Source organism: Psychromonas sp. MME2 (genome assembly GCF_040566515.1).
Lineage (GTDB): Bacteria > Pseudomonadota > Gammaproteobacteria > Enterobacterales > Psychromonadaceae > Psychromonas.
Genome location: NZ_JBEWXI010000012.1, coordinates 750043 through 767528, shown reverse-complemented (window position 1 = coordinate 767528; position 17486 = coordinate 750043). Strand labels below are relative to the sequence as shown.

Below are 17486 nucleotides of genomic sequence, written 5' to 3'. Positions count from 1 at the left end.
TTACTTAAATCAATCCTCGCTAAATAGATCACATCATTAAAGGAATCGTGAAGAAGCTCTTGATAGCTATAAGATAGCGCTTTTCATGGCCTACTGGCGACAGTAGATAAATGACTTCGTGATTTTAAAATGAGCTGTGACCGACTATATTGGCGGGGGTGAAAACATTTACGGTAAAATTGGTTGCGAGAGCAGGATTTGAACCTACGACCTTCGCTTGTTTATAAAGAGCGGGCCAGACGATTTATCAATCTACCAATCTACAAATGGCAATAAGCCAAAAGTATATCTATGTCTATTGGTAGTTTTTCTTGGAGGCGTTTTTTGAGGTTTTTCTTGGAAGTGTTTTTAATCATAATTAAGTTGGTTGCGAGAGCAGGATTTGAACCTACGACCTTCGGGTTATGAGCCCGACGAGCTACCAAGCTGCTCCATCTCGCGTCCGTAATTTTTATTGCAACACACTTTTATTGTGTGTAAAAGTGTTGGTTGCGAGAGCAGGATTTGAACCTACGACCTTCGGGTTATGAGCCCGACGAGCTACCAAGCTGCTCCATCTCGCGTCCGTAATTTTTATTGCAACACACTTTTATTGTGTGTAAAAGTGTTGGTTGCGAGAGCAGGATTTGAACCTACGACCTTCGGGTTATGAGCCCGACGAGCTACCAAGCTGCTCCATCTCGCGTCCGTGATTTTTGTTGCAATACACTTTTATTGTGTATAAAAGTGTTGGTTGCGAGAGCAGGATTTGAACCTACGACCTTCGGGTTATGAGCCCGACGAGCTACCAAGCTGCTCCATCTCGCGTCCGTTAATCTTAGCTAGTGACGGGTGCCCCTGTCTAAGTGCGGCAAATGATATAGTGATCACATTATCTTAGCAAGTACTATTTTTAATAATAGATCCATCAGCTTAAATAACAAACAGCATCAGCTTATATTGTTTTAAAATAGAACAAACTGTGTGATTTATCTGCTCATTACTTCATACATAATAAGCTATAATCAATCGCTTATTTTAATAATGAATGATCTTCAGGAAGATGTTTACTAATCCAAAGTACTAATTTGTGTCGGATGTTAGCAGCATCTTCTTGATCTTTTGCCAAGGGCGTTATGAGCTTATCTTGCACTAACAACCTGTATATACACTCATTTTTATCTTTGGCAGAGGTTGTTGCGTCAAAACCAACATATTTACGTTGCAGTGCATAGGCGCTGCCTAATTTGATAGCATGCTGTAGTAGTTGCGATTCATTTTTTATTTTTTTCATACTTACCTCGCGAAATATTTTAGTAATTAGCCACTCTGCATAATGACGCTAATGGCCAATATTATTGGTTAAGTAAAGAAAGCAATGCTGCTTCATCCATAATATGAATGCCTAACTCTTCTGCTTTGGTTAATTTAGAACCCGCAGCCTCTCCGGCAATCACTGTTGTTGTTTTTTTAGAAACACTTCCTGCCACTTTTGCTCCTAATGTTTGTAGTGCACTTTTAATGTCAGCGCGAGATAATTTATTAAACGATCCGGTAATGACAAATGTTTGCCCTAATAATGAAAGTTCACTTTCTTCAACGGTGGCAATCTCAGGCCAATGAATCCCCTGCGTAAGTAGCTGCTCGATCACTTCAATATTATGTTCTTGTCGGAAAAAATAATAAATATGTTTGGCGACTATGTCACCGACATCGGAAACGCGCTGTAAATCTTCAATACTAGCCTCTTGTATTGCTGTGATCGTTTTATAATGGTTGGCTAAATTATTGGCTGTTGCCTCCCCTACTTCTCGTATTCCTAAGGAGTATAAGAATCTGGATAAGGTTGTTTTTTTACTGACTTGTAGGCTGTTGATTAATTTTTTAGCTGAAATATCGCCCATTCTCGGTAATGAAGCTATTTGCTGTTCGCTAAGGGAGAATAGTTGAGCTGGATTTTTCACCATGTTGTGATCAACGAGTAAATCGACGACTTTACTGCCAAGTCCATCAACATTTAATGCTTTACGCGATGCAAAATGTTTAATAGCTTGTTTGCGTTGCGCAGCACAATATAAACCACCAGTGCAGCGGATGGTTGCTTCTCCCTCAATACGCTCTAAGGCGCTTTCACAAACAGGGCAATGTGATGGAAATTTAATGGGTTTACAATTTTCAACCTGGCGTTTTTCAAGTATAACTCGTGCAACTTGTGGAATAACATCTCCCGCACGCCGCACAACAACATGATCACCAATATGTATATCTAAACGGGCAATTTCATCTTTATTGTGCAGCGTCGCATTTGAGATAGTGACGCCACCGACAAATACAGGGGCGAGTTTAGCAACAGGCGTAATTGCACCAGTACGGCCAACTTGAAACTCTACATTTTCAATAACGGTTAACGCCTCTTCCGCGGGAAATTTATAAGCCGTTGCCCAACGTGGCGCTCTTGCCACAAAACCTAATTTGTCCTGTATTGCGATATCATCAACCTTGTAGACAACACCATCAATTTCATAGGGAAGTTGAGTGCGCTTTTGCAAAATGTCATCATAATATTTTTGACATGCAGAAACACCGATGACACGTTGCACTTCACTGGAAACGGGCAAGCCCCACTCCTTTAGCTGTTGCATCCGTTGATATTGGCTATTGGCTAAATCGCCAGAAAACACCCCAACCGAATAACAATAAAAGGATAATGGACGACTTGCAGCTATTTTAGAATCTAGCTGACGTAAACTACCTGCGGCAGCATTACGCGGATTGACGAAGCTTTTTTCTTGTGCCGCTTGCAAACGTGCATTGAGTTTTTCAAACCGGCCTTAGGCATAAATACCTCACCGCGAACCTCTAAATAAGCAGGAATATTATTACCACGCAATTTCAGTGGTATATTAGCAATCGTACGCACATTTTCCGTTACATTTTCGCCGGTTTGACCATCGCCGCGTGTTGCCGCTTGTATAAATATGCCATCTTCATAAATAATACTCACCGCGAGACCATCGAGTTTAGGCTCAATACAAAAGGCAATATCATTTGTCGCTGACTTTTCTATTGCACATCAATAAAATCCGAGAGTCCCTGTTCAGTAAAAGTATTATCTAAACTCAGCATGGGCTGTTGATGTGTTACTTGGTCAAACTTGCTAAGTGCAACACCACCGACCTTTTGTGTTGGGGAATTACTTGATATGTATTGTGGGTGTTCATTCTCGAGTTTTTGCAGCTGTTGAAATACACGGTCATATTCACTGTCTGGAACCGTAGGGTTATCAAGTACATAATATTGATAGTTATAATCTTCTAATAATGTGCTTAATGTTGTGATTTCTGTTTTTATAGTCATGCTCATACCAGTTACGACTACCTGTTACTATTTTCATGCGCTAGATGCAATGCCGAATGATACCAATGGGAATAAATAGCTGATCTATTTTACTGGTTAAAATAACTTACTTTTATGTTGTAAGTTTCGCAAAAGGAACAACCATTTGCGTCAACTTACGCCTCAAATTAAGCCATTTTTCCTGCGCAAAATTTAGATCACATGCTTAATCCGATTGGTATAAGTCGTTAAAATAATAACGGGGATCTCTATTTTTTCATAAAAAAACCTCGTTAAACGAGGTTATCAGGGCTTAACGTTTGTTACATATAACGCATTAATCGTTTATGGTAATCTCGAAATTGCTGTTCCGTCATTAATTCTCTATCCGCATTTAACACGATACAATCAAACTCATCGGTCATTTGCTGTACAGCGACTAACATCATGTCGAATGCTTCTTTAATATTGATTTCATCGTTGGGAGCAGTTAAAAAGAAAGAGACTCCCTCTGAATGTAATTGCTTCATTTTGACCGGATCAAAAACACCAGGGGCAACCATATTAGCAATACTAAATAAGATAGGTCCTTTGCCATCAGATTGTAGGTGACGATGAAATATGTTCATTTTACCAAAACGGAAACCAGAGGTTAAGAAAAACTGTAATAGCGTGTGGCCCCGTAAATAGGCATCTTCTTTAGGCACAACATTGAAAATAAAAATATCTTGTATCGCCTCATCGGCATGAACCGCCCCCGGCTGTAGAGAGGGGATTGGTAAGGTATCATCTTCATTAAATACTGGCTGTTGCTCTTCAAGCTTCACATCCGTTGGCTCTTCGCTATCCACTTGCAGCGAATAATGGTCTTTATCAGCGTCTAAATCATTAATAATAAAATCATCCGTGCTGAAGTCGTCATCACCTATATTAACTTTAATTTCTTTCTCGTCTATATCGGGATCATTATCTAAATCAAGTGACACCATCACGTCACCCTCTTCATTAATGGTCTCCCGATTATTTTTTGATAACTGCGCTGCATCCTCACGTCCCTGTTGCAGTAAAGCTTTATCTTTACGATTAAGAAGATAGCCATGAATGAGTACTGCTGCTATTGCAAGCACGCCAATGACTATTAATATAGGTTGAAAATATTGCATTGTTGTTTCTCTTTATTATGGTGTAATTTATATCCATGCTACTTCAACCAGCAAAGTCAGCTAGGACAAAAGTGCCGATATGTTAGGCATAAAATAGCAGTATCGTTATTCAACATAGCGATTATAGAGCAAAGCAGATGGGTGCTATTTTCCTTGCCCGACTGGGCGCTAGCTCAACAAACCGCCCTGCGTTGTCACACTCAAAAAGTGAATAACAATTACTTCATGTTACATCTTACTTTGCTATCAGAGCTCGCGCCTGACAAAGGTTCTGGAAGTAACATGGGTATATAAAGTACCTTGAAACGATCAAAGCGTCTATATTTACAAGTTTATTTTCTTTAAAATGTTAGCTATTTACGCAAAGATCGCTTTTTATACGATAAATTTATTATAACAGAGCTCCATAACTCAATTGCAAAAGGGATATTATATTGAATAAACAAATAATTACGCAGCCACTCTCCGGTATAGAGTACTTGTTAAAAGGCGCTAAATTACTAAGTCATCGCAAATTACGTTTGTTTGTCTTGTTGCCATTAACCATTAATATCTTTATTTTTGCTAGTGCCTTTTGGTTTTTATTTAGCAGTATTACACAATGGGTTGATAGTTACATATCCGGACTCCCTGATTTTTTAAGTTGGTTATCCTATCTATTTTGGCCATTTTTAATTTTTTCAATTTTGTTCGCCTTCTCATTTATTTTTGCCACCATTGCAAATTTAATTGCAGCCCCTTTTAATGGCTTACTGGCTGAAAAAACTGAAATGCTATTGACCAATTCAACGGTAAACGATGATGGTTTAGTAGATGTTATTAAAGATTTACCAAGAATATTTAAACGTGAACTACAGAAACTCGCCTACTTCCTACCGCGAATGCTATTGTGCGCGTTGTTATTCTTTATTCCCGTTGCAGGACAGCTGGTTGCTCCCTTTGTTTGGTTTTTATTTATGGGTTGGATGATGGCTATTCAATATGCTGACTTTCCCTTCGATAATCATAAAATTCCATTTAAAACAATGAAATTAACATTACGAAAACGACTTGCGAAGAATTTAACTTTTGGTATGTTGATTAGTTTTTTTACAACGATTCCGATACTTAATTTTATTATTATGCCTATTGCTGTTTGTGGTGCTACTGCATTTTGGGTCGATGTCTATAAAAAAGAGCTGACTAATATAGATAAATAACTTCCCCCCCTTATGTAACTTCGCTTATTCCTCATTAAGCCTAAGTCTAACGATGGAATGCCACGCCAATAAAGTGGCATTCCATCGTAATAACCTGCTATCACTGCTATAAAAAAGCAAACCATTTCATGATGAATAACATGGCGAACGTAACTAATAACCCAATGCCACCAATAGTTACCCCCACTTTAAGCATTTGCTTATTATCGATTTGACCAGAGGCATACGCCAAAGCATTGGGAGGGGTACTAATAGGTAATGACATCCCTAATGATGCTGCAAATGTCACTGCAATAATCAGCGCCACTTCACCACCAAAAGGTAATAATGAATGCATTGAAGCGCCTAACGCAGCTACCAAGGGTAGTAATAAGTTGGCAGCGGCAGTATGCGACATAAAATTAGCCATCAGTAAACAGGTGCCAGCAGCTCCAACAATAAGTGCTAACGGATGAAATTTCACAAACGGTATCACCGCAATTGCATTCGCAGCCAAGCCCGTTTTATCAATAGCAACACCCAATGCAATACCACCAGAAACAAGCCATAATACATCCCAAGAAATATTTTTTAGATCCTCCTTGGTAATAATCTTAAACATCGAGAAAATAGCAACAGGTAGCATTGCAACGACATAGGAGCTCATACCATGTAAGCTACCGAGCAACCATAATAATATGGTACTTGCAAAAGTAACATAGACCAAAATCGCCTTAGGTGTTTTTAGAAATCGTCCCGAAATATCCAATTTTATGGTTTGCCGTGAAGCTGGGAAAAGAACAATTAATACAAACCAAGCAATGATTAACATAACGACTACAAATGGTACGCCAAAGGACATCCACTTAGCGAAACTAATACTGTTATCTCCGACTAAATACTTGAGTGCAACCGCATTGGGTGGCGTACCAATTGGGGTGCCAATTCCCCCTATATTTGCAGCAACAGGAACAGATAAAGCGAAGGCAACTCGTGCTAAATCCTTTCTTTCAAACAAAGCTAAGACGGGAGTCAGGATAGATAGCATCATTGCAGTAGTCGCAGTATTGCTCATAAACATCGAAAAAATAGCAGTGATCATCATTATGCCAAACATCACATATTTAGGTCGTTCACCGAATGGACGTAATAAAACGCGGGCAAGGTTAATATCTAATCGATATTTGGTCGCTGCCATTGCCAAAAAGAATCCCCCCAAAAATAACATAATAATGGGTGAAGCAAAGGTGGCCATTATTGTATTTTGACTAATAAGTTTTCCCAATACAGCTGGGTCGCCTGAAGTGGCAAACCATAAACCATGATCAGAGACGAGTAGTAATTCTAATACAATGATCAAAACAGATGTCGCGTAAATAGGAATAGGCTCTAAAATCCAACAAAGTGCAGCCATAACAAAAATGGCAAGCACACGTTGTTCTACGAGTGTAAATCCCTCTATAGCAAAGCTATCAGAGGGTAAAAGTAATATTATGAGGGGTAGTATGATAGGTAAAATATACTTTAAATTTTGTTGTATCATGGATAAGCTCCTATACCTAGATAGGAGTTTATTTTCCAATATCAAATAATTATTTTAGTGTTGTAGAATCATATGCTTTAACATTACTTCTGATAAATATTCAGAAAGAGTTGATAGATCACGAAATAATTGAAAACAAATCTAATTATTTATTAAACGATATAAGGTAGGCGCATCTAAATTATCACTATAAGGTTCATAATCAATCCCTTTTTCAATTATATACTCGGTTAACAACTCCTTAATTGTTTGGATTAACTCTTCCGGTTGCCAAACTTTCTCTAAAAAATTATCAATTTTGGCATTATTGATCGCTTTTATTGTATCATCCTGTGTTGCTAAACCTGTCAACAGTAACTTTTTCGTCCCCAAAAAGCGCCTATCAGCAGCGACTTTGGTTAACAGCTCGACTCCAGACATCTCAGGCATAACCTGATCTGAGATAATTACCCCTACATATTCCTGTTGAGCATCAAATTCTTCTAACAGTTCCAGACATTCATAGGCAGACTCACACTCTTCAATATTAAAAAGAGATTCGAAAACCTCAAGGTCTCGTCTAACGGCATCTAATACTTCGCGCTCATCATCGACACATATTATGTTAATTTTATCCATATCCACCTTCTGAAATCATTTACAAAATTCTTAAAATTATTTTAGACAATATGGGCTATTTAAGCATTTAAATAATTACCTATCTAAGTGATCAGCACGACAAAAAAGTGTATGCATAGGGCTAAAATCAGAATAAACATCAACACAAAGGCAAGCAAATATAAACTCAAAATGACAATCGTTATTTATGGCCATTTCTATGAGTTCATTACATAGGTGGTCTTATTGGCAACAAAAACAACAAGTAAGCGCTTGCATAAAATACAAAAACCAACACAGAGCAATAGATAAAAAACATTTAGATCAAAAGGATAAAAGATTCGACTAAATATACTCCAATAATCAAGAAAGCGATTACTAACCGTTAATAGTTCACGAAAACATGCACAAAATACAACCTTATTAATCGATACGCTAACAAAGTAAATAAACAGTTCTATGAGAGTGTTAAATAAGAGAAAATTATCTATAGTTGAACATACATCTATATCATTAACTTACTCTCTATCAATATCTTAATTCTATAATTTATATAAACCTTCACAAGGAAGGACAACAAATGAAACATTGCTTAGTCACTCTGCTAACACTATTTTTAGGCTTTCCTGTATTAGCACAAGAGATAAAAATTTACACGTGGGACGCTTTTTTATCTGAAAATGTTGTTAATCAATTTACCAAAAAAACGGGGCATACCGTTACACAGTATTTTTTCGATAATGAGATTGAGCGGAATGCGATATTAATGAGTGGTCAGGGCGATAAGTTTGATCTTATATTAATGGATCATTTACGAGCACAAGAATACGGTAAATTAAATAAGCTCAGATCACTATCCAACTTAAATATTGCTAATCAACAATACAACAGTATTCAGTCACGTAACTCCTGTGGTCAGTATGGTATCCCCTACGCACAGGGCGTAATGGGGATAGTCCATCGTAAGTCGGTCTCGCTTAAACAAATTGACTCTTGGAATGATTTATTAAACCCAGCTCCCGAGCATGTTGGTGGTACAATCATGCATAAAGATGACATTGATACAACCGCCATAGCCCTCATTGCATTAGGGTTAGATCCCTTTACCGAGGATAAAGCTGATTTAAAAAAAGCTTATGATTTACTAACTAAACAATCCGATAAAATCGAACAGTATGCCTACCCCATTAGTTATCTAACTAATGCGACTTCTACAGCGAAGCTTTCTCTTTCATTTGCCTACTCTGGTGACCTTTTTAATATTAAAAAATTGAGTGGCTATGATGACTGGGAATTTGTCATTCCAAAAGAAGGAACAGTACTATTTGTCGACTGTTTTTCATTACCCAAGCTAATGGCAGTCAAAGATGCAACTTTGGCATTTATCTCGTATATCAACAGCCCAGAAATCGCCGCAAAAAATGCCCAAGAAATGTGGTTTGCAACCACGAATGAAGGAGCCCTGCCACTGCTCAGTGATGAGTATAAAAATGATAAAGAACTGATCCAAAATCCTAATCAAATGAGTAAAACATATCAATATAAATCAACATCTAACCCTGCATATATATTACGTAACAAAATGATTTCGATGTTACATACCAAGGAGTAAGGTGCGCATGAAATTAAATAAAAAAATTAAGTATATTATCTTACCAGTGCTAACCTTGCTTTCTATTTTTCTATCGACAATATTTTATATCGCTAATAAACAGTATATTATCGATAATGAAATCGCTTCATTAAACGCACATATTGATCAGTTACTATTGCGTTCGGAATACAAATTTAAATATACAAAGGATTACTTAAGACAAAAAATCGAAAGCAAAGAAGCAACACTTATTTTAAACAGCGTCGAAAACAAACAAGAAATACCGCATACTTATATCGCACAATTTCTAGAACTGTTTCTCAATAACGACTTATCATCGACTCATAGCCTTAACATCATCAATGACTTTTCAATTTATAAAAAAAATAATGAACTTGTTGTACACATCAATACTGAGGACCCGTTTGCTGAGCCCGTATTAAAAACACAGACAAAGCAAATTCTATATAGTGCGAGATCCGATAAGCAACTTTCGCAATATTATTATTTTACTGAAATGTCTCATAATGACGCTGACATTAAATTTTATATGGTACAAATTTTCTCGCCCTATCAACTTATTAGCACCACGCGCTATAATGTTGATGACTCTCTCTATCTGATGCAAACTGTACTCAATACTGATTATCTTACCGATGAACTTAATACAATTGAAAATGATTACCAAGGATTTTTTAGCTATAAGCTAACAACTGAAAAAGCAATTATCGATACATTGTCATTTTCAACAAAAAACTTTACACAGCATAATAAAGGTTCATACCAAGGATCATTCGCTACCCCCCTATTCAATTTCACCTTAACCTTAGATAAAAATTATTTTTCGCAAACGTTAAACGTACTCATATTAACCATCGTTATAGTCAATATCTTCATTCTGATTATTATCTACCTGTTGTTAATGCTGCTTATCAATAAACAGATAATCAAACCAATTACTTCCCTAGCAGAGGCAATAAAAGGGATAGAGAACGTGCACGAGATAGATCTTAAGCCTCTGCACAGTAAGGATGAAGTTGCCGATCTTAATGCAAGTTACATATCGTTAATGCATAAAATTAATACCCTAGCGAACTATGATTCACTAACAGGCCTTCTAAATAGAAGCTCTTTTAACAAAGAGTTGAACACATTATTGGCCAATCAACCAAATCAAGACTGCCTTACTGCACTTTTTTATATCGACTTAGATAATTTTAAGTATGTAAATGATAATTTTGGCCATGAAGTCGGCGATAAATTACTCAATGTATTCAGTTTACGGTTATCGAAAACGCTCAGAATTGCCACTCGTGACCACAGCGTAAGTAAGACCATTATTGCACGATTCGGCGGGGATGAATTTGTTGTTGTGATAACAGAACTTCCCTCTATCGCTGTGATCAAATCAATAGGTAAACGTATTTGTGGTCTTTTTATCGATGGATTTACGATAGGTGAAGACAACTTTGATGTGCATGCGAGTATTGGTATTTCTTATAGCTCAACACATAATCAATCACCCAAAGTGCTTTTAAACCAAGCAGATGTAGCCATGTATATTGCGAAAAAGGAGGGTAAAAATAAATTCACACTGTATTCTCAAGCGATACAAGAGAGGATACAGTTTGAGAAAAACATTGAAGCCTCACTCGTTGAAAGTCTAATTGAAAAAAACTTTTTATTATTATTTATGCCCGCATTTAGTACAGGTAGTTTAAAACTCGAAGGCTATGAGCTACTGATCCGTTGTCCCATGCTAGAAAAATTAAAAATAGGTCCGGATACCTTCATTACGATTGCGGAGAAATCGGATCTGATATTAAAAATTGATTTATGGGTGGTAGAACAAGCATTAAAAATGCTCAGTGAGATTATTCGCGATTATGCTTTTAAAGGCTTTTTTTCTATTAATGTTTCATCAAAATCATTGCGTGATGATTATTTTTATAATTACTTAAAAAAGTTGATTAAAACTTACGATGTGAATGTAAAACAATTGGAAATAGAACTCACGGAAACGTGTCTATTACCCAATGACAAAAAGGCGATTGCAAGTTTAACACAGCTAAAATCGCTCGGTATACGCATCGCATTGGATGATTTCGGTACAGGCTACACTTCATTTAGCCAGCTAGTAAATTACCCTCTAGATACTTTGAAAATAGACCGGTCATTTGTGCAAGCCTTAAATCATGATAATCGCGACGGTAAAAAACCGACTCTCAATATCATCTTTGAGCTTGCAAAGGCCTATGAATTAGATGTCATTGTTGAGGGTATTGAAACCGAAGCTGACTTTAATTACGTACAAAAATTAGGCTGTGATAGTGCGCAGGGGTACTATTTCACTAAACCGATGAGCTGGGATGCAATGCTTGCAAAGCACCATAAATTACAAGATGTTTAAGGTGCCTAATCCCAATCAAATTCATAGTATGCATCGATTGCCTGATACAGCCCACTCGATGCCTCCACAAAAAAACGTTCAAACATTTCATAACGTAGGGCGACCACACTAAAGCTATCAAATACGCCAACACCATAACTGAGTTGAATGTCATCTGTGATATAGCCACTTACATCAACGGATTGTTCATCCCCAGTGCCGCTGCTGGAAAGCGCTAAATCTTGAATACCTAAGTTATTACCAAATCCAGAAAGAATCTCTGAGGAACTTCCTGTGCCAAGGTTTATCAACATGCTGGTCATCTGATTATCCCGAACTATCATTACTATTTTGTAAAGATTTACCTCGCGTGACATATGAAAGCGCATCTTGTTGCGACATAACCGGGTCGGAAAAAACAACTAAATCAAAATCGCCGGGCGTACCTGTTACGCGCACCCCTGCCGTTATATTTTTCTGAATTCTATTAGGATCGCGAATAGCTTCTATGGATATATAAGGTGTCTCTGGTGCTCCTTGGAAGGTCACAGTACTATTTTGCAAAACCAGTTGCTGTCCGAGTGAGCGGTAGCTTCCGTCCACCAAATTCAACACTCCATGCATGGTGACATTATTTTGTAATGCTTTGCGTATTAACAAATTACCGGTTACTTTAGTGTTTAAACCAAAGGCATCGATAGTCAGTTTTTCACCGAGGGATAACCCCATGTCTATTTCTATAGGTAGTGATGCAGACTGCTTATCAACTTCCATATCGACAACAATAATATCTTTTGAGGGTGCGATTGCATCGTCTGCTAACTCTTCTATTTTTATACTGCCATGGTCAACATTGATTTGACCTGTTAACTTTAAATAATCAATATAGGAAAGCTTAATATCGGGACTGACGACTAACGAAATATTATCAAAGTCTTCGATAGCCATTTGTTGTGCGTAAAGGTGAACATCACCGACAAGACTTTTTTCCCAATCGAGGTTCCCACTTATATTGACCTGGCCTAAAATCGGGCTATTTTCTTGCTTTTGTTTAAGCTGGTTTTTGGATAACTCACCGGAAAAAAACTCCCCTTGAATAGTGGCTTTCTTCTTATTTAGCTGTATATTACTATTAAATTGATGAATTCTAACGGGTATATCAACGCTGCTGATATCGACATTGCTGATCGTTATTTTACCGTTACTATCTGGTGAATGGAGTGGCCCGGCCAGACATCCGCATCGATTTTTCCATTAAATTAATCCAAAGCAGGAATAATCGCAGCAAATGGGGCTAAATCAGGTAAAACCAATTTAATTTGTGCTGTAACTTCGGGTGATTTTTGATAGGGAAATAACTTCCCTTTTATTTGCGCATCAATCAGATTATTAGCGAAGATTGAGACATCAACATTACTTGCTTTTTTATCACTCAGTAACTTTATATCGAACTTTTCAACCTGATAGGTCACGGGTGGCTCAAATTCATTATCTAATTTAACACTGACTTGCATATCATTAGATAAAAGATGAATTTCATATAATGGTTTTTTATTTTCAAACCATTTTATTTTAGCCGTTGCTGTAACTGCGCCTGCCATTTTAAAATCATTAGGTAAAAATGGTGCGATATTTTCTAATAAATAGGAGTCTAACTTAAACTCAGTTTCACCATTAGCCCCCACATTTAATTTTTTGAAGCATAGTTTTCCGCTATTATTTTGCAGATCACCGTCAACACTCCAACAGTGAGGGCTAAATATAGCGATATCTTCTTCGATAATAACATTGAGTGGATTGTCTAACCTTAGATTATGATCATAAGTAGTAATGTATGCACTATTTAACGAACTTAGCCATTCACTGTTATTTTGTATTACTGCTATTTGTAAATCGGTAGTGGCAATATCACTGTGCAAGGCGATATTAATCAAATGCTTTTCACTTGTTTTTTGACTCACCGTATTTTCAACGCTGATGGTAATGTTATCAATATTCTCCCCTGCGCTACTCAGTCCACTGAGATTTAATGTCGCATTCATTTTAATCTTATCGGCTAAGGTTGATTTACCGGCCAAATTAAAATGTTTTAAAGCGGTATCTTGATATTTGACCTCATTGCCCTGTAATTTAGCGTCAATATGGAGCAATTGTTGTGAACCACTTAATGTCACACTCCCTTTCATATTGCCCGTACTTTCTGCTAGTAGTTGGCTCAAATCAACAATATCAATATTAACCTGTAAATCACTTTGCTGAGCGTAACGTCCATGCATATTAAAACGGTTACTGCCATTTTTAATCACGACATGTTCAAAAACGACCCCCTGTTTACTGTCACCATTAATAGCCCCCTGTATTGACAAGGGGCGCTCAAATAACTCACCCTTCACATCTAAGGTGGGCATCGAAAATTGCCAGTCTTGACTATTTTCAGTTAATCCAACACGACCGGTTTGGCTTAATTTCCAGATACAACGCCCTTATATTGGCTATCTAATAGCGATAAATCTAATTTATCGACGCTGAGATCGGCAGCCCATTGCAACTCTTTTTGCCAATTTATATGGCCGTTTAGATCAAGCTCTCCATTTAATGTTTTAACAAGTAAACGGGATATTTGTAATTCGGTTAAATTTCCTGAGCTAGATAAATTAAGCACACCTTTTGGCACACTGTTGATTTCATAATCACCCGTTATGTCTAGCTGATAATGACTAACGTCCCCGCTACTTTTTAGCGTTCCCTGTGTTGAAAGGTAGTCTGCTTTCCCGGTTAATGGCCATTGCAAATTGTGCCAATCCATAGCGAGGGTGTAGGGTAAATTTTCAGCTAATAAACTTGTTTGAGCATTAATATTTGCCCACATCTTGTCACGCAAAGTTAACTTGGCTGACAAATCGGCTAAATCACCATCTAATGCTAAAGTGAATTTTTGACCCGCTAGTAATTGTGTAGGTTGAAGTGATGTTATATTTTTTATGCTACCCGTTGTATGAATAGTAAGCGGATAATGGTCGTTAAAATCAATCTCTCCATTAAGCATTAGATCACTTTCAGGAATATCAAGTTGTAAAGTGGTAATTGATAATTTTGTATCAATAAAAGAGAGGTTGGTTTTCAGTGAATTAACTTTAAATAGCGTCTCGTTGTTTTGTCTAAGTGCAAAATCATCTACCTGTAGTGATGTTACATTCAACGCGATAGGCATGTTGATTTGAATTAAATCACTTTCTGCTAGAAGCGCTGGTAAGGTTGCAGCCTGTGCAACAGGTTCATTGGCACCGGGCTCTGTTGTGCTCATCGGTAAGGTAACGGTTATTCCGTCTAAAACTGCACTTAACGTTAACACATTTTTCTGTGCAGCCGCTTGTAAACTTAAACTATTTAGTTGTATAGATTGGTCATCTATTAACAGATTAATATTCTTTAAATTGACGGCATCAACAATAATATCAAGTGGAAATTGGAATGGGCTGTCAGGCTCAGGAACTTCTTTAGCATCAAGTTCAGAAGGGGGTGATTGCTGAATAATAATTTTTGCATCACTAACCGTTAGCGCTTCGATACAAAGCTTTTTAATTAAGCATGGCCAGCCTAAGCGATAGCTTAAGTTATCAATTTGTATCTGATTTAATGGATCTTCCCAGCGGATATCTGCAAATTTAGGTGCGTTTAAAATACTCCCCTCAAGCAATTGCAGAGAAAGTCTCGGTTCAAATCTTTCGACACCATTAAGCAGTAACACATTGCCGCGATGTGTTAACAGTAACAACATTACCGTGACGAAAAGTACCATGATAAATGCAACGACTAAGCGTAATAAAACTCTACATGAATGATATAAATAAGAGAGTAAACTCATAGCTCAGGCCCAATCATAATGTGCAATGTTATTTTATTTTTTTCTGTATCAAAGGGTTTAGCGAGATAGAGGCGAATGGGACCCACTGGCGAAGCCCATACCACACCAACACCCGCGCTGGTTAATAAATCGGCGGAGAGATCATCCGTTGCATTACCAGCATCACCAAAAAGTGCCGCTTTCCAATTTTCCACAATCGGATAGCGATACTCCAAGCTGCCAACAATTAAGTATTTCCCTCCAACTAAGTAGCCATCGCTATCTTTAGGGGCAATACTTTCGTAATCATAACCACGAATAGTTTGATCCCCCCTGTAAAGAAACGCATAGAAGAAGGAACATCTTCAATGGACTGTGTATAAATAGCACCAAACTCCGTATTAATAAAAAACTCATGTGTACGGTTTATGCTACGTAATAATTTATATTGCCCATAAACTTTAATTAAATCTTCATCCGATAACCACCATTGATTAGAAAACTCAATAGAGACTAATTTTTTATCCCCCCAATATGGATTCATGCCCCCTCGTTGACGACTTCTACTAAATGTCACCCCCGGTATAATAGAGCGTTTTGAGTATTCTTGCTGCCCTTGCCTACCATATTCATGGTCATATTTAATGAAAGTAGTGAGTTGCCATTGGTTTTGTAATAGCGAATTACGATTAAGACCAAGAAGATATTGCTGAGTATCGGTATCGTTTTGATTTAATTTTTTGTAACCTGCCTGCACGGTATCATAGTTATAAATAGCATCTATCTCAGGAATTTTATAAGTAAAGTTAATTTCTTGCTGTTCTGCAGAAACAATTAAATTACCTTCAATAGAGTGCCCGTAGTCGTTAACCCAAGGTCTGTTCCAACGTAATTTACTACGTATTTCTTGGTCTGTACTGTAACCAAGGCCGACATTAAAGGAGTCCTCTGGTCGCATGGTTGCCTCGACAGTTAACGGAATCAACAACCCTTGCTTGTTTTTTATTTCAGGTACGATAGTTATATTTTTGAAATAACCTGTTTTACTGAGATCTGCATTATATTTACGCAGCTTTTGGTATTCAAATGGCTGACCAACTTTAAATTTTCTTAACGCAATAACTTGCTGTTCAGCAGGTAGAATGGCGCTAAATTTCAACTCACCAAATTGATATCGAGGCCCAGTATTAAACCAAAAATAGACAATAGCACTATTTGTTTTAGCGCTAACTTCAACTGAGGATTTTTCATATTTTGCATCAAAGTAACCTCGTTGACGGGATAAATTGAGTAAACTGCTTTTCGCTGACTCATATTTACCATGATTCAAAAAAGCATTTTCTTTTACATCAAATTCTGTGAGTAACTTTTGAAATGCCTGATCATTTACACCTTCCCCAGTTAATTTCAGGTCGAGTTTTGTAATGCGAGTGCGCTCCCCGGGAATAATGGTGACTTTTACTAGCTGTGATTGTTGTTCTGTTTCAATCTGTATACTGGCATTGTAATAGCCTAATGCGACTAACGCTTCAGTAGTTGATTCTTTCACTTGCTTTATAAAACTAAAATGCTGCAAATTATCAGGTTCATTTAACCCTTTTAAGAAAATTAATACATTTTCAGTTGCATTTTTATTTACGCCATTAATCTCAAAGGAGACTTTGGCAACGGCTATAATATGAAATAACGCAAGGGAAAATAAAATGAGTAATTTTAAAGCTCTCATTAATGTCGAAGACTCTCATTTTTGAAAATGTATCGCCATGATACTTGAAGATGAAAAGTCAGCAAGAAATCGCATCTTCAAGTATCATGGCTATATAACTATTAGAATGGGATATTGTTACCTAAAAATAAACATTT

Annotated in this window: 13 protein-coding genes, 4 tRNA genes and 1 pseudogene; 3 read left to right on the top strand and 15 right to left on the bottom strand. The window is 37.2% G+C overall.

Translation table 11 applies throughout. The annotated features are described in order from the left end of the window. Positions 1–364 precede the first annotated feature (364 nt). From AB1A03_RS14155 to zipA, 7 genes and pseudogenes are all read right to left on the bottom strand, one after another. Positions 365–441 (bottom strand) — tRNA-Met (locus tag AB1A03_RS14155). 45 nt (positions 442–486) lie between these two features. Beyond that, a tRNA-Met gene (locus tag AB1A03_RS14150) sits at positions 487–563 on the bottom strand. A gap of 45 nt (positions 564–608) precedes the next feature. After that, positions 609–685: transfer RNA gene (locus AB1A03_RS14145), tRNA-Met, on the bottom strand. Between the two features lie 45 nt (positions 686–730). Then, a tRNA-Met gene (locus tag AB1A03_RS14140) sits at positions 731–807 on the bottom strand. Between the two features lie 205 nt (positions 808–1012). Beyond that, on the bottom strand, positions 1013–1273 hold the full coding sequence (locus tag AB1A03_RS14135) for a DUF5062 family protein (protein ID WP_354625256.1): 261 nt from the start codon (positions 1271–1273) through the stop codon (positions 1013–1015). Between the two features lie 61 nt (positions 1274–1334). Next, positions 1335–3342 (bottom strand): annotated as a pseudogene (ligA, locus tag AB1A03_RS14130) (NAD-dependent DNA ligase LigA). Between the two features lie 296 nt (positions 3343–3638). Then, positions 3639–4478: a cell division protein ZipA gene (gene zipA, locus AB1A03_RS14125; protein WP_354625255.1), complete on the bottom strand. Its 840-nt coding sequence runs from the start codon at positions 4476–4478 to the stop codon at positions 3639–3641. Between the two features lie 434 nt (positions 4479–4912). On the opposite strand from zipA, the gene cysZ reads away from it, so the two are divergent. After that, complete coding sequence (gene cysZ / locus AB1A03_RS14120; protein WP_354625254.1) at positions 4913–5677, top strand: sulfate transporter CysZ; 765 nt, start codon at positions 4913–4915, stop codon at positions 5675–5677. A gap of 106 nt (positions 5678–5783) precedes the next feature. Here cysZ and AB1A03_RS14115 read toward each other — a convergent pair whose 3' ends face one another. Both AB1A03_RS14115 and AB1A03_RS14110 read right to left on the bottom strand, forming a co-directional pair. After that, the gene (locus tag AB1A03_RS14115) at positions 5784–7199 is read right to left on the bottom strand and encodes an SLC13 family permease (protein WP_354625253.1); all 1416 of its coding nucleotides are present in this window, start codon (positions 7197–7199) and stop codon (positions 5784–5786) included. 141 nt (positions 7200–7340) lie between these two features. After that, positions 7341–7817: a response regulator gene (locus AB1A03_RS14110; protein ID WP_354625252.1), complete on the bottom strand. Its 477-nt coding sequence runs from the start codon at positions 7815–7817 to the stop codon at positions 7341–7343. A gap of 559 nt (positions 7818–8376) precedes the next feature. Here AB1A03_RS14110 and AB1A03_RS14105 point away from each other — a divergent pair. Both AB1A03_RS14105 and AB1A03_RS14100 read left to right on the top strand, forming a co-directional pair. Continuing rightward, on the top strand, positions 8377–9408 hold the full coding sequence (locus AB1A03_RS14105) for a polyamine ABC transporter substrate-binding protein (protein ID WP_354625251.1): 1032 nt from the start codon (positions 8377–8379) through the stop codon (positions 9406–9408). Between the two features lie 7 nt (positions 9409–9415). Continuing rightward, positions 9416–11800, top strand: a complete 2385-nt coding sequence (locus AB1A03_RS14100; protein WP_354625250.1) for a putative bifunctional diguanylate cyclase/phosphodiesterase — start codon at positions 9416–9418, stop codon at positions 11798–11800. A gap of 5 nt (positions 11801–11805) precedes the next feature. Here the strand turns inward: AB1A03_RS14100 and AB1A03_RS14095 are convergent, their stop codons facing one another. The 6 genes from AB1A03_RS14095 to AB1A03_RS14070 form a co-directional block, all read right to left on the bottom strand. Continuing rightward, positions 11806–12102 (bottom strand): translocation/assembly module TamB domain-containing protein, encoded by a 297-nt coding sequence (locus AB1A03_RS14095; RefSeq protein ID WP_354625249.1) that lies wholly within the window; start codon positions 12100–12102, stop codon positions 11806–11808. 4 nt (positions 12103–12106) lie between these two features. Continuing rightward, on the bottom strand, positions 12107–12790 hold the full coding sequence (locus tag AB1A03_RS14090) for a translocation/assembly module TamB domain-containing protein (RefSeq protein WP_354625321.1): 684 nt from the start codon (positions 12788–12790) through the stop codon (positions 12107–12109). 248 nt (positions 12791–13038) lie between these two features. After that, positions 13039–14253: a translocation/assembly module TamB domain-containing protein gene (locus AB1A03_RS14085; RefSeq protein WP_502945971.1), complete on the bottom strand. Its 1215-nt coding sequence runs from the start codon at positions 14251–14253 to the stop codon at positions 13039–13041. Beyond that, positions 14241–15644 (bottom strand): AsmA family protein, encoded by a 1404-nt coding sequence (locus AB1A03_RS14080; protein WP_354625247.1) that lies wholly within the window; start codon positions 15642–15644, stop codon positions 14241–14243. Before AB1A03_RS14080 ends, AB1A03_RS14085 begins: the two co-directional genes overlap by 13 nt. After that, on the bottom strand, positions 15641–15919 hold the full coding sequence (locus AB1A03_RS14075) for a BamA/TamA family outer membrane protein (RefSeq protein WP_502945970.1): 279 nt from the start codon (positions 15917–15919) through the stop codon (positions 15641–15643). Before AB1A03_RS14075 ends, AB1A03_RS14080 begins: the two co-directional genes overlap by 4 nt. Next, positions 15889–17349 (bottom strand): autotransporter assembly complex protein TamA, encoded by a 1461-nt coding sequence (locus AB1A03_RS14070; protein ID WP_354625246.1) that lies wholly within the window; start codon positions 17347–17349, stop codon positions 15889–15891. Before AB1A03_RS14070 ends, AB1A03_RS14075 begins: the two co-directional genes overlap by 31 nt. Between the last annotated feature and the right edge of the window lie 137 nt (positions 17350–17486).